The sequence below is a fragment of the Lyngbya sp. PCC 8106 genome, from assembly GCF_000169095.1.
GTDB lineage: Bacteria > Cyanobacteriota > Cyanobacteriia > Cyanobacteriales > Microcoleaceae > Capilliphycus.
Window position 1 is genome coordinate 40,729 of record NZ_AAVU01000022.1, and the last position, 14,080, is coordinate 54,808.

Annotated in this window: 10 protein-coding genes; 3 read left to right on the top strand and 7 right to left on the bottom strand. The window is 37.2% G+C overall.

Features of this window, described 5'->3' with window-relative positions:
- Positions 1-188: 188 nt before the first annotated feature.
- Entirely contained in the window at positions 189-1,091 is a 903-nt protein-coding gene (locus tag L8106_RS15765; protein WP_009785342.1) for a DUF4349 domain-containing protein, read from the bottom strand.
- 314 nt (positions 1,092-1,405) lie between these two features.
- On the opposite strand from L8106_RS15765, the gene L8106_RS15770 reads away from it, so the two are divergent.
- Positions 1,406-2,110 (top strand): response regulator, encoded by a 705-nt coding sequence (locus tag L8106_RS15770; protein WP_009785343.1) that lies wholly within the window; start codon positions 1,406-1,408, stop codon positions 2,108-2,110.
- Positions 2,111-2,120: 10 nt separating this feature from the next.
- Here the strand turns inward: L8106_RS15770 and L8106_RS15775 are convergent, their stop codons facing one another.
- Positions 2,121-3,212, bottom strand: coding sequence for an isocitrate/isopropylmalate family dehydrogenase (locus L8106_RS15775; protein WP_009785344.1), 1,092 nt, complete (start codon positions 3,210-3,212; stop codon positions 2,121-2,123).
- Between the two features lie 140 nt (positions 3,213-3,352).
- Here L8106_RS15775 and L8106_RS15780 point away from each other — a divergent pair, with 140 nt between their 5' ends.
- Complete coding sequence (locus L8106_RS15780; protein WP_009785345.1) at positions 3,353-5,230, top strand: methyl-accepting chemotaxis protein; 1,878 nt, start codon at positions 3,353-3,355, stop codon at positions 5,228-5,230.
- Positions 5,231-5,338: 108 nt separating this feature from the next.
- Positions 5,339-6,646: a TAXI family TRAP transporter solute-binding subunit gene (locus L8106_RS15785; protein WP_009785346.1), complete on the top strand. Its 1,308-nt coding sequence runs from the start codon at positions 5,339-5,341 to the stop codon at positions 6,644-6,646.
- Positions 6,647-6,656: 10 nt separating this feature from the next.
- Here the strand turns inward: L8106_RS15785 and L8106_RS15790 are convergent, their stop codons facing one another.
- From L8106_RS15790 to L8106_RS15810, 5 genes are all read right to left on the bottom strand, one after another.
- Positions 6,657-7,751, bottom strand: coding sequence for a diguanylate cyclase (locus tag L8106_RS15790; RefSeq protein ID WP_009785347.1), 1,095 nt, complete (start codon positions 7,749-7,751; stop codon positions 6,657-6,659).
- A 265-nt stretch (positions 7,752-8,016) separates the two neighbouring features.
- Complete coding sequence (locus L8106_RS29685; RefSeq protein WP_009785348.1) at positions 8,017-9,903, bottom strand: diguanylate cyclase; 1,887 nt, start codon at positions 9,901-9,903, stop codon at positions 8,017-8,019.
- Positions 9,904-10,069: 166 nt separating this feature from the next.
- On the bottom strand, positions 10,070-10,603 hold the full coding sequence (locus L8106_RS15800; RefSeq protein WP_009785350.1) for a Rab family GTPase: 534 nt from the start codon (positions 10,601-10,603) through the stop codon (positions 10,070-10,072).
- 2 nt (positions 10,604-10,605) lie between these two features.
- On the bottom strand, positions 10,606-13,281 hold the full coding sequence (locus tag L8106_RS15805) for a BON domain-containing protein (protein WP_009785351.1): 2,676 nt from the start codon (positions 13,279-13,281) through the stop codon (positions 10,606-10,608).
- A gap of 13 nt (positions 13,282-13,294) precedes the next feature.
- Positions 13,295-13,900, bottom strand: a complete 606-nt coding sequence (locus tag L8106_RS15810; RefSeq protein ID WP_009785352.1) for a hypothetical protein — start codon at positions 13,898-13,900, stop codon at positions 13,295-13,297.
- Positions 13,901-14,080: the final 180 nt, after the last annotated feature.

The following is a 14,080-nucleotide window of genomic DNA, read 5'->3' on the forward strand; positions in this document are numbered from 1 at the left end:
TTGAGCCTGTGGAATAGGAAGTGCCGACACCCTATGAAACACCAGATTATTGGAAAGAAGCAGGAACGGAACATTAATACGGGTTATACCGCGTTATATCAGTTTTCGATAGCAGTCTCTAAAGATTCTTCGCTTTGCTCGGAATGACAAGCAACATCATAATAAATATTCTGGTTAAAAATGAGTAATTAGCTCACATCTTTATTTATATTTTTTCGCCAACGTCGATAACCATAAACTGCACCCCCAACGAGGAGAAAATAGGGACTAAAGGCGAGTAACCAAACCACTACACCAAACAAACCAAAAGTCAACTCTGTGACAGCGTGAGTGGCTTGTCCCCAAGTTTCTCCAACTTGTAATCCGAAGTTAGATTGAGAGGGCGAAGAAGCAGAAACAGCGACTTCTAGATTTAAAGTAATTGTAGAATAAGCAACTTGATTTTGAAGATTGCGAAGTTGAGCGTCGAGTCGTTCTATTGATTCTCGAATATTGCTGAGTTCGTTGGCGACTTGCAACACTTCTCCGACAGAACCCGAACGTTCCATAATTTTTAAAATCATTTCTTCGGACTTGCGAAGATTTCGGAGTCGTGCTTGAGTATCAACTAATTGATCCGAAACATCCTCAGCCGTAATTAAGCGATTTTCAACCGTTCCGAGTTGAGTTAAAGCATCAAGGGTTGATTCGAGTTTAGCTTGAGGAACCCGTAATTCTAGATTAGCAGTATGACGACTCGAACCACTTTGGGGTTGATAATCTGCAAATCGCAGGATATCGCCCTGTTGTCGTTGAACGAGAACTGTTACCGATGACAAAGTTTCATCTAAGGATTGGACAACGAGAGTCAGTTCAGCCCGTTTGATCAGTTGGGGTTGTTTTTGGGGAATAGAGTCAGGGGAAGGCTGAGAGGAAGGCTGAGGGGGAGGAGCAGCAGGGGGAGCTACGGCTTTAGGAGGAGCGACTTCTTGTAACTGGGGGGAACTCGCAAGTTCACCCGAAATGCTTGAAGGCGCAGAAGCACAACTTGTCAGGGTGAGAATTGATAAAAACGGCCAAAGAAAACGTATTCTGCGGTAATAATTATTCATAGTCAGATTTTTAAAGATTGCGATCACTGGGGATAAGCTTCAATGTCAACTTTATTAACTCCGGATCGGGAAAAATTAAAATTTTTCTGTTTACACAGAAGTTATATTGATCTAAGTTTTTCACAATACTCTGTATTTTCTCGGATATAAATCGTAAATAAAGAGGACAGATTGGCGAATAGGAGTTAAAATCTAAGTATAATTTCGGAATCGATCAAATGATTCAATTCATCAACTTTGGGAGTATTTATGGATGAAGTTCGGAGTTCAGCCAAGCCGAAACTACACAGCAGAAAATTAAAGGGGTTATGACGATGAAAAAAATACTGGTTATTGAAGATGATGAACCGATTAGAATGAGTATCCTGGAACTACTCATGATCGAGCAATATCAAGGGATAGGCGCAGAAGATGGATATCAAGGCTTAGAACTGGCAAAAGAGGTGCAGCCGGACTTAATCATCTGTGATATTATGATGCCTGGTTTTGATGGCTATGCTGTTTTAAATGAGTTACAACAAGAGAGCGGTACTGCCAATATTCCCTTTATTTTTCTGACGGCAAAAACCGAACGGCATGATCAACGTATGGGAATGGAACTCGGTGCCGATGATTATATTACTAAACCTTTTACGACAACTGAACTGCTAGAAGCGGTTAAAACCCGACTCAAAAAGCAGCAATACTATTTATCTAAATATAAGCAAGAACAGGCTTATGTACAACAGCTCAACGATCAAGTTATAGCTTTAGAGCAAGTCAGTCATTCCAAAGAAAAACAACTTACCCAACTTTCTGAGGATTTACGCGCTCCACTTTCAACGATTCAAATGGCAGTTGAACTTTTGAGTATGGCTCCATCTTATCAACTTAATCCGGTCAAACTAAAAGAAAAACAAAAACGTTATCTAAAAATTTTACAAGAAGAATGTAATCGAGAATTAGAAATCCTCAAACAAATTTCTAACACTCAACCAGAGCAAAAATCGCCAGAAACTAAACCCATGCGTTGGGGTTAAAAACTCAATTTTAAGAATTTAAAGTTGACCAAACTTCTAATTTATTTTCCACTCGGCGAATCACTTCGTTTGTAAACTCATTCATCATCAACTGCCCCCCTAAATCGGGAGTGGCTTTGCCTGCTTGTAGGGTTTCAAACACACTTTCATAAATCGCGCGAGAAGCCCGTTCTGCTTCCGATGTTCCCACATAAACTAACAACGCCGCCCCTGCTAAAATCATCGCCATCGGATTAGCAATATTTTTCCCTTGTAAAGCTGGAGCCGTTCCGTGGGGGGCTTCAGCCATCACGGTTTTTACCTGAGTTGCTGTGTCATCGAACCCTAAAACTAAACTCTCAGAACCTGCAATACTTCCGTACATTTGCAAAACCATATCTGAGAGCAAGTCACCATCTCGGTTCAACGCCGGAATCACCAACGCCTCACCTGTTGTTTGCAACAGTAAAGCAAAAGTAGCATCAATTAACAACGGTTGATAAGCAACATCCCCATAACGCTGAGAAGCCGCATCCAATTCTTCCTTAAACATCCCCTCATAGACTGGACTAACCGTAAATTTCGGCCCCCCAAAGACTCGCGCCCGGGTTCGTTGGGCATATTGAAAGGTAAATTCAGCCACCGCCCGACAGGTGAGACGGGATACTTTGGACGTACGGAAGGCAATTTCATCTCCATTTTCGCCTAACTCCCGCCATTCTTTGGCCCCGTAAGCATCATCAACGGCCATTCGCACAATCGCAATGGGTGCATATACTCCCCCAATTGGCCGAATACTGGGAATTCGTCGCCCGATGCGTAAAATTACTTTTGCTTCCAATGCTTCGCGTAAAATCGCATTAGGACTGCCAACATCGCCAGGAATTTCGGGGGTGATAGTTGCGGCTTTGAGGGCGAGTCTACTTTCACAAGTCGTTTGGGCGGCTTCATGTACCACTCGATTATTTGTAGCTCGGCGATTTTCTAAGCTTAAATCAAAATCGATGAAGTTTAAAGGCTGGCGAATGACCGAAGGGTTGAGAACACGCAAGGCTTCTGCGAGTAACTCCTCTCCAGTTTGGTCGCCGTGCATGACAACGAGATTGGGGATATGTTCGCTCATCAGCACAGGAATTAATTTATGATCGTAGTTTACGATATCACTAAGTTATCTAAATTGCTAGTCAGCTCCAGGAAAATAGAACATTTGCTCCAATTCACGATTGAAATGATTTCATTCACAATCCTTTAATCACAAATCCTATGTTTGATCTAACAGGCTTTTTTGAAAAACTTCAGAATAAGTTTTTAGCCTTGCTCATTATCAGTACAGTTATTCCGGTTTCGATTCTGGCTGGATATGGTGTGATTTCTTCGACCGAGGCTTTAACAGATTCTGCGTTGAACCGAGTTTATTCTGCGATTAGTTATACCGGAAAAGAAATTGAAAACTTTCTTGAAGATGTGAGTGGAGATGTTTTGTTTTTGAGTAATAGTCCGACTTTAGTTGAGTTAGTTCAGGCTGAAAATAATCAGAATGCTAATCAGCAGAATAATTTATCCTTTGATCAAGGTCAGCAAAATCTTCAGACTCTATTCTTTAATCTAGCAAAAATCAAACCCAATTATCTACAAATTCGCTATCTTGACGAACAAGGCAATGAAATCGTTAGAGTTGATTCTGAGCAAAACAAGATTGATATTATTACAGACTCTCAACTCCAAAACAAAGCAGATCGGGACTATTTTATGGAAACAATAAAGCTGAAAAAAGGAGAAGTTTATGTTTCTGAGGTGAATTTGAATCGAGAACGAGGTCAAATAGAAGTTCCTTATAAACCTGTGATTCGGTATGCGACACCGATTTATGATCAAGCTGATAATAAACAAGGCATCATTATTATTAATGTCAATGCTAATGCTTTTATTTCAATGCTTCAGGATGCCAAATCGTTTGAGAGTAGTCAGGTTTTTATGATTAATGCTGACGGATATTATTTGCAGCATCCTAACCCAGATAAAACTTGGGGATTTGAGTTGAATAAAAATGAAACGGTATTCAATGATTATCCGACGGAAATTGTTGATAAAATTCTCTCCGAGCAGCAAAATGATATTTTAACAGAGACTGATTCTTTGATTGGTTACTATCGCCTTTTTCCTAATAGAAAAAATGAAGTTATTATTATTTCTAAAACTCCGGATGAGACTGTTTTTGCTTCGGTTACTCGCTTTAAACAGGTGGCTGGATTAATTGTTTTTCTGGGATTAGTGATTCTGTTAACGGTGCAGCTTTGGATTGTACAACGATTGATTAATATGATTAAAGAACTGGTGAGAAATATTTCGTTTTTTTCAACAGAAGTTGTCTCGAATATTAGTGATCAAGAGAACATGACCAATCAACAAGTGACAGCAGTTAATCAAACGACAGTAGCCCTCGATGAGTTGAATACAACATCCCGACGAGTTACTGAACAAGCTGTGGCTGCTTGCGTTGCTGCCCAACAAGCTTTGGCGTTGGTTCAAGACGGAGTAGAAACGGTTAAAGAAACTCATTTAGGAATCTCCACGTTGGAGGAAAAAGTGATAGAAATTGCTCAAAAAATTGCCAAACTTCAGCAACATACTTATCAAATTTCAACGATTGTTCAAATTATTCGTGATATTAGCTATCAAACCAATATGCTCGCTTTAAATGCCGCAGTTGAGGCAGTACGTGCCGGAGAACAAGGAAAAGGTTTTGGTTTAGTCGCCAGCGAAATTAGGATATTAGCGGATAAAAGTAGTCAATCTGTTGAGAATATAAATTTGTTAGTTGATGATATCCAACAATCAATACAATCGACTGTAAAGGCAACAAAAGAAGGAACAAAAACGGCTCGAAATGGAGTATTAGTCGCTCAAGCAACAACCGAAGCTTTTTCAGGGGTTGCTCAAGCAGTGAATGAGATTGTTATGAATAATCAAAGTATTTCTCAAGTGACTCAACAACAAGCCATTGCAATTGAGCAAATATTAACCGCTATGACGGATATTAATACAGCAGCAAAGCACAATGCAAGCAGAATTAGGCAAACTCGGACTCAAACAGAAAACTTAAACAACTCTGCTGTGAGTTTGAAAACTGTTTTACAATAGAGAATATCTATAAAATATCAGGAAGTTCGATTTTTTGGTCGATATTTTTTTAATTTTTCTGTTATCGTTAAAACTTAAGTTGTTCTTTCTAGCTTCTGTGATTTTGTTATGCTGAAAAAACTTGCTTTTTCTTTAGTCATCATCAGCATTATAATGGTGAGTATATTCACAGTTTTATCTCTGAATACTCAAAGTCAAGTTTATGATTTAACGATAGCTACCGGAGGAAAAAATGGTGAATACTATGCTTTTTCAAAAGCTTTATCTGAAGTTATCTATAAACAAAATCCTAAAATAAAAATTAATATTTTAGAAACGGAAGGTGCAAAGCAGAATATAGAATTATTGAAAAATAACCAGACAGATTTAGCTCTAATTCAAAGTGATCTCTCGATTCCAGCTAATGCTAAAGCGGTTGCTTTTTTATTTCCGGAAATGTTTCATTTGATCGCGACAGATCAATCAAAAATAAACAAAGTTAGTGATTTAAAAGGAAAACGCATTGCTTTAATGCCAGAGGGAAGCGGTTCTTATAATTTGTTTTGGTTATTGAGTCAGCATTATGGTTTGAAAGCCGATGATTTTGAAGTCATTGCTGTTCCGCCTGAACAGGCTTATACTTTACTCAATCAGAAAAAAGTTGATGCTTTATTTAGAGTAATTGCTTTAGGAAATACAGGGATTAATGAATTGCTTAATTCTGGTGAAAATCGTTTAGTTCCTATCGAACAAGCGGCTGCATTACAACTCTTTCAACCAGCTTTAGAAGCTAGTATAATTCCCGTTGGGACTTATAATGGTTCGATTCCAATTCCAGCAGAAGATTTACCGATTGTGGCTCTCCGATCAGTTTTAATTACTCATAAAAATATAGACAACACTGTTATTTATGAAATTACTAAAATTTTATTTGAATCTCGTAATGAATTAATGACTAAAAATCCCCAAGCTGCGATGATTCATAAACCAGAATCTCTACAGGATTTAGGTTTTTCTTTTCATCCTGGAGCCAAAGATTATTATTACCAAGATGAACCGACCTTTTTAGAAAAATATTCAGAACCGATGGGATTTGTACTTTCGGTGGCTGTATTAGGAATTTCTAGCCTCTGGCAATTTCGACTCTGGTTTCAAGGACGACAAAAAAATCGGGCAGATTTATATAATTTAGAACTGATTAGCGTCATTGATCAAATCAACTCGGCTGAAAGTATTACTGAGTTAAAACACCTTCGTCGTCAATTATTTACGATTTTCAAAGAAGTCATTATTGATCTAGATAAAGATCGAATTTCCTCAGACTCTTTTCACTCTTTTACCTTCACTTGGAAAGTTGCAATCTCCTCAATTCATCATCAAGAAAATTTACTGAGAACTAACGCTCATCAACAGCTAACTGAACCCAAGCTAAATTAAAGTAAATTACTTAAAAATCAGATCGAACTAAAACGCGATCGCCATCTTTTTTAGCTTGTTCAAGAGATTTTTCTGAATGCTGAATTAAAGTTTTGACTTCTTGAATCGGAGTGGGTATAACACTTGTAGCACCCAAACTCATTGTCACATAATAACTCATCGGAGAATCTTGATGCGGAATTTGTAATAATTTCACCCGAGTCCGAATCGCTTCTGCTACTTTCACAGCACCTTCGAGATGAGTATTGGGTAGAAGAATTGCAAAGATTTCTTGATCATAGCGAGCGACTAAATCCGCAGGTCGTTTAGCCGTTTCCAGCAAAACCGCCGCGACCAATTGTAAGCAAGAATCTCGGGCTGCACTACCATAAATTTGATGATAATGTTCAAACCCATCAACTTGACAAAGAATCAGAGAGAGAGAACAAGACTCTCGTTCTAATCGTTTCCACTCTATTTCTATGATTTTATCAAAATATCGACGATTAGAAATTTGAGTTAAATCATCTTTGATTTTTTGTTGTTTTAGCTGTTCTTTAACCACTTTTAATTGGGTCGATAATTGAACTTGTTGAATAGCAATTGCCACTTGCATTCCCATTTGATTCAGAAAATTCACTTCAAAAGGCTGCCAATGTCGCTGATCACGTTGATGAATAACAAGCATTCCCCAAAGTTGAGATTTAGAAGTTTCTTCAAAGTGATGATTGTGAACTAAAATTGGCACAATGAGTTCAGATTTAATTCCAAGTTGAAACTGTTGAGCTTGAATTGATTCATCAATTTCAGAAGGATTACAAACTGTTCCTTGCTCAAGTTGATGTAAGATTTTGTCAAAGTTCCAGGAACTATATAAAATATTTTTCAGACTCAAACTTTCACCCTCTGATAAAGATTCAGAGAGAAGTATATCAAGATTTGCAACGGGTTTATGATAAATTAAAATGCGATCAGCTCGAATGATTTTTTGCACATTTGTTGTAATAATATCGAGAATATCTTGAAGATTTTTCTTTCGATAAATTGCATAAGAAATTTTACCCAGTACATACTCATGTTCTTGAAGCTGATAGCATTGAGTTTCCCATGATGTCTGTTGATTCATACCCCAGATGTGATAAGATAATATTAGATTAGATGAGGTTAGAGATTAAATAAACCGACAAGGTTCAAAGTGTTGATCTAGGCTGAAAATATTTTTAGTGATGATCTAAACCTCAATATTGTGAGGTAGAAAATTACTAATCTTGGTCTAATTGACCTGTGAATTAACCCTTGACTTGGATCGAGTGCCTTGGCTTGAAACCTCCTGTTGATGAACCTTATTTGAGCTTTCAGTTCTAGTTTAACCTCGTTTACAGGATTAGGCTCTAGTTGGCGGCTACAAATACCCGATTACGTCCGTTTTTTTTGGCTTCGTAGAGAGCTTGATCGGCTCGGAGAATTAAGGTTTTGGGAATGAGAGGCGGTTCAGGAATGGTACTAGCGACCCCAACACTAATCGTGACATAGGGTGCAACGAGAGATTTTTCATGGGTAATTTGTAGCGCTCGAACTTTAGAGCAAATCACTTCTGAGACTAAAATAGCGCCTTCGAGATCGGTTTTTGGTAGGAGAATTGCAAATTCTTCTCCCCCATAACGAGCGACTAAATCCCCAGATCGTTTAACTTCTTCTTGCAAAACCTGAGCCACCTTTTTTAAACAACTATCTCCGGCTAAATGACCATAAGTATCGTTATAGCGTTTAAAATAATCAATATCACAAATAATCAACGATAAAGTCCCTATTTCTCGCCGCAGTCTATTCCATTCTTGGGAGAGAATTTTGTCAAAGAAACGACGATTAGCGACAAGCGTTAAGCCATCAGTCATTGCCATTTTTTCCAGTTCTTGATTGGCTATTTTTAGTTGTTCATAAAGTTCCGCTTGTTGAATCGCAACTGCTATCGGTGTTGTTAACTGTTCAAGCAAGTGAACTTCCCATTTTTCCCAACGCCGACTCTGGGTAAGTTGACAAGCAATCAACATACCCCATAATTTATTTTCAGAAGATGATAAAGAAGAAGTTGATGAACTTTTGGTGACAATGGGTATAATCAATTCGGAATGTATTCCGAGTTCTAGCCACCAGTCTCGTAGGTTAGCTGAGAGAAAAGATTGATTGAGATCATCAATACTAATAATAATTCCTTCTTCTAAGACCGATAAAAAATAAGGAGGAACTAAAGCTTGTTTAGGTAAGTTATTAAATTTTTTTGCTAAATTTAAGTTGAAAGAACTGGCGACAATATTTCCTTCATTGTCAAACGTAATTTGATAAAATAATACTCCATCAACTTTCAAGAGTTGTCTCACTTCAGTAACAGTTGTTTTGAGAATTTTTTCTAAACTTAGTGATTGGCGAATGCGTTGAGTCATTCCAGTCAAAAGATGATTCTGTTCTAACTGATGATGAAATTGTAGTTCAAGTTGTTTTTGTTTAGTGATATCTCGACCAATCCAAAGTAATTCTTGACGTTCAAAGGGACTGCGGCTAAATATAGAGCAAGAAAAAGAGATAATAATTTCTTTTCCCGTTTTAGTTTTACAATAAAGTTCAAAACTATTATGGTGCATTTTTTCTAAAAAAAAATCTGACAAATCCATCGTATTTTCAGAGTGTTGATCTGAAAAAATATAAGCAATAGATTCATCAATTAATTCATCTTCCTGATACTCGAGTATATTTTGTGTGGCTTGATTAATTTTAGTGATAATCCCAGATGAATTGGTAATTAATAATATATCATTCATGGCGTGAATGATTTGATTTGTATAATTATTTGCTTGTTCAAGTCGAGAAACAGAGAGTTCATACTCTTTATAAATTTGGCTATATTTTTGTTCTCTAACCATCCATTCAGTTTTATCATCAAATAAAATAATAATTTCTCCATCTAAGTATGTAAAATTTTCTTCATTTTTAAAAAAATAAATATCAAAATACACAGGAGACTCTGTTTCTATGTTTCTCGCAATTCCTTTTAACTCAAAATGACTGATCTGATCTTCTAATAGTTGCTCATAAATAGATTCAAGTCCAACTAATTCAGGAAAACTCAAACTAATCTCATTTCCATGTTTAACATTTTCAGGACAGTCTGAAAATAGATTCACATTTAGAGAAAATTCTACAATAATACTCTCACTATCTAGGGAGATATATTCATAGTCAATTTGTCGAGGAGAAAAAAATGTTTTGAGTAATTCATTCATAACGGACTCTTAATAATTATTTTATTGGTCAATGCTTTTAACGAAGAATATCAAGAAGACAAAGAATTTCATGAAAAACAATCAATTAATTAAAATCTTAATCAAAAAGCTCTCTTATTTTAAAAAAGATCAAAACAATAAATTCCAAGATATAATTCTTTGACGATCATATCTTAGAAATAAACTGATGTGACAATAAATGAAACATTTCGTCAACATAAGCCCCCGTTTTAGCCGAAGTTTGATAAGTTGATAAAACTTGATTTGTTTTGTTATTGGAAGATCGATGAACTAATCCCTCTAGGTTTTCAGGATCAAGTAAATCAATTTTATTGAATGCGACTATAACCCTGGCTTTTGGATTAATAGATAAAAACAAATCAATATGTTCAGAAACATGACTCAACGTCTCTTGACGGGTAACATCCCCCACTATCACAGCCCCACTCGCCCCCTGTAAATAACTCGGTGTAATTCCTTTGAATTTTGTATGACCCTCCAAATCCCAAATTAAGAGTTGAATTGACTGCTGAGATTGAGTCTCAGAAGCAACTAAATCCACTTGTTTACGAGAAATTTTCACCCCAACCGTCGAAAGATACTGATCGCTAAACTGACGATCAACAAACCGTCGAATTAAACTTGTTTTCCCCACACCAAAGTCACCGATTAAACAGATTTTTTTAGAAATTAAAGCCATGACTACTTCCCCTGATCTTCTGGTAATATTATCTCAAAAATAACCGCTCGACTCAACCAATCTGGCTGATTTTCTTCAACTCCAGGTGGACGTTCATTTTTTCCGATTGCTGTCATTCGTCTGCGATCAATCCCATAACTTTCTAAAGCTATTTGTACGGCTTGTGATCGCTTCAAAGCCAACTTAGAATTCTTAGAATTTTTCTTCGTTTTTTCTCCGGGATGACTATATCCAACAATGCGAACCTTTAGATTGGGATATTGCTTCAAATATTGAGACACAGGATAAATTTTGATAATCATATCTTCCGATCTAAATTCATCTGAATTTAAGTTAAAATAAACTCGAGTCGCAATCGGTACAGGTTCAACTTGAAGAGTCGATACAACTGAGTTTACACCCTCAATATTTTCAAAAGCTTGAGTCACATTTTCCCAATCACTTTGGTGAATAACTTTCCCCTCAATAGTGACTTGATCCGGTTCATACTGAGTTGAAATCGAAATTCCATTCATTTGATTGAGAGTCTCAGTCATCCGTTTAACTTCAGCCTCCACTAACACCGGATCAGGCGGAACCTTAACTGCTATAATATCATTATCAACCGTCCAATTTGGTACAATTTGCTGCACAATTGTTTCTGCTTTTTCTCGTAAGCGTTGATTAGGTAATTTTCCATTTAACATTACCGTATTACCCTGAGCATCCACTGTTAACCGATAAATTGCTAATTCGGGTTCAGAATCCAACGCTGTCGTGACTTCAGTTTTAACTCGATGAATCACACCACTACGATATTGAACAGTTGCCAGAGGAATCAAAACCGAACCCAAAATTATCCCCGTTAGAAACAATAATGTTTTTGGAGATGTCTCATTGTGTTGCTTCGTTTCCACTGCTATCAGCTTTTCTAACTCAGCTTGTATTTCCGAGGGAATCGTTTCAGGATCACCCTCAAACGTCTCTATTTCCCGTCCATACTTCTGAGTAATTGCAATCAGCATTTTCCGAATTTTTTTCAGAAATTTCTTTTTAATTTCACCTTTAACTATCACCGCCAAATAACAATATCCCGCCACTTCAATGACAATCCGAGAATCCCCGTATTCAATCTCATTAAGTTCTTGAACTTGCTCGGCTTGTACAATACAATCATTCACAAAACTCCGAATCGCTGTCAGCATTCCTGCCAACATTTCTGATTCTAATCTCGCCTCACCCGACTGCTGAACTTCTGAAATAATTAAACCCGAACCTTTGTGAATCAAAAATACCGCTTGTACAGTACATTTCATCACCTCTTGCCAAATCAGTTCAGCCTCAGAAATTCCCTGTAGTTTTGCGCGAATTTTCCGGTTAATTCCCTCGATACTAAAAGCATTAGAAACTTTATCATTAATCTCTTGAATTGCTTCCCCTAAATAGCGAGTAATCGTACTTCCAATCACAGGATAAAGCGCATCAATCATTGAATCTCGCTCTAAAATCACCTGTTCTTTGATCACTTTACCCATTGTTGGAGCTAAAGCATCTACAATTTCATCTTGATCTAAACGAATTTGTTCTCGAATTGCTGATCCAATTTCCGGCCCAATTGCCAATGCTATTTCTTGAGGAGAATTGCGAATTTGATGTTTAATGGCTTCGGGGATTAAATCGGCAATTGCTGCACTCATTTGTTCACGATTATCCTTCGTTCTCGCTAGAATAACCTGATCAATAATCGGCTTTAAAGCTTGAATAATATCTTCTTTAGAATCATTAACTTTATGATTTAAAATATCAGCAATCCAGGGACGAATTAACTGAATCAGTTGTTCTGGCTCATAAATCTGATTTTCAAGAGATTTTAACTGAGAAGAAATTGTCTCTAGTAACTGACGCACTTCCGGCAAATCCGATTCAAAAATCTGTTGTTTTAACTGTTCAAAATCTGAACGTGTAGATCCAAAAATTAAATCTTGTAACTGTTCTAATGAATCATCAGAATTAGACCCTGTAGAGCCAACCATCAAACTTTCTAAAGCTTCTATTACCTGCTCTACTTCTTCGGGATTAGATGGAGATTCAGCAGGAGAAGATTCTTCTATTGTTAAGTCTAGTTCTGTCTCCGCTTGACGAGATTCAATCGGCGTCACCGAATAACTGACATCAACAGCATCTGTCGGAACTTCTAATAAAGTTTGTAGAGAAGTTAAATCAAGATCCACAGAATCCGATGAACTTTTATCTTGTTTATGGGTTTGTTTTTGGGGCTGATAATTCTCTGTTGATTTGTGAGTATTGGGTAAAACACAGTCCTTTTCTTTGGAGTCGTAAAAATGTTCTGATTTCTGATTTTGAGCTGATTTATCTAGATCTTTTTCGGACGGTTCAGCAGCCGATGAATTGACAGCCTCAAACAAAAAATCCAAAACTTTTGATTCATTATTTTCAGTCTTTTGTGAAGATTCTAAAGATTGATTGGATGTAGCTTTCTTCTGTTTTTCAGATGAACTTGACTGAGATAAATTCTCTGATTGAGTAGAAGTTGAAGTTTGCCCCTGAGACATCTGTAAATCGAGCAATAGTTCTAGTAAAGGCTCTAAGGCTTTTACTTCTGAAACGTTCGATTTTTCAACCTGAGATGCCCCTGAATCAAATGCAAAAGAATCAGATTTTTTTTTGGAGACTGCCATCACTTTTCCCTAATTATTGATGCTGTCCTTCAGGAAGTAAATAATCGCCATTCACCTCTTTTTCAGTCGCTCCCTTTAACGCAGGCACAAACTCCGTTTTTTTCAATCTCATGCCCACTTCAAACAAAATTTCAGCCATCTCACCCCGAGCCACTTTACCTTCACTCAGATGAGAAAAACGACGTTCTAACTCCTCAAAAACTTGATTTCTCAGAGTTTGAATTTCCTCATGTAGCTTATCTCTAGATTGAGAAATTTCTGACTTCATGGTATTCGTCTGACCATCTAAATTCTCTCGAATCGCATCAATATTATGAGCAAATTTTCGATTGGTTCCCTCAAGTTGGTGTCTAAGATCAGCCGTTTCTTCTTGAGTGCTAAGTGTTAAAGTTTTAATTTTTTTCTCAACTACATCTACAGAAGTCTGAAGTTCACTTAACAAAGCCGTCCGCATTTGCTCCATCCGATCCTGAAGATTTTGCTGAACTAAAGATAAATTTGACTCCAATTGTTCAAAGCGATTATTATATTCTCGGGATTGTCCTCCGAATAGGATATCACGGATTTGGTCAATATTTCCCAACCGTTCCCGCATTTCTTCTTTAGATATATCAGCCATCAGTTTTCCTATAACTATAGTTGGACAAGGGTTTTCAAGAGAGTCGGCACCAAGATCAGCGCACTCATCAGCTCACCCTTAGTTTAACTTGTACCGTTCACCAAACTGCTATCAAATGTTATAACCACTTAAATATCTTAACAACCGGAATTTCCGCCACCTCAACATCGGTTTCCCTCA

What these genes read in the sequence shown, in the direction of transcription:
- L8106_RS15810 (WP_009785352.1), bottom strand. Translation starts at nt 13,900, where the DNA reads ATGGCTGATATATCTAAAGAAGAAATGCGGGAACGGTTGGGAAATATT.
- L8106_RS15765 (WP_009785342.1), bottom strand. Translation starts at nt 1,091, where the DNA reads ATGAATAATTATTACCGCAGAATACGTTTTCTTTGGCCGTTTTTATCA.
- L8106_RS15770 (WP_009785343.1), top strand. Translation starts at nt 1,406, where the DNA reads ATGAAAAAAATACTGGTTATTGAAGATGATGAACCGATTAGAATGAGT.
- L8106_RS15800 (WP_009785350.1), bottom strand. Translation starts at nt 10,603, where the DNA reads ATGGCTTTAATTTCTAAAAAAATCTGTTTAATCGGTGACTTTGGTGTG.
- L8106_RS15775 (WP_009785344.1), bottom strand. Translation starts at nt 3,212, where the DNA reads ATGAGCGAACATATCCCCAATCTCGTTGTCATGCACGGCGACCAAACT.
- L8106_RS15780 (WP_009785345.1), top strand. Translation starts at nt 3,353, where the DNA reads ATGTTTGATCTAACAGGCTTTTTTGAAAAACTTCAGAATAAGTTTTTA.
- L8106_RS15805 (WP_009785351.1), bottom strand. Translation starts at nt 13,281, where the DNA reads ATGGCAGTCTCCAAAAAAAAATCTGATTCTTTTGCATTTGATTCAGGG.
- L8106_RS29685 (WP_009785348.1), bottom strand. Translation starts at nt 9,903, where the DNA reads ATGAATGAATTACTCAAAACATTTTTTTCTCCTCGACAAATTGACTAT.
- L8106_RS15785 (WP_009785346.1), top strand. Translation starts at nt 5,339, where the DNA reads ATGCTGAAAAAACTTGCTTTTTCTTTAGTCATCATCAGCATTATAATG.
- L8106_RS15790 (WP_009785347.1), bottom strand. Translation starts at nt 7,751, where the DNA reads ATGAATCAACAGACATCATGGGAAACTCAATGCTATCAGCTTCAAGAA.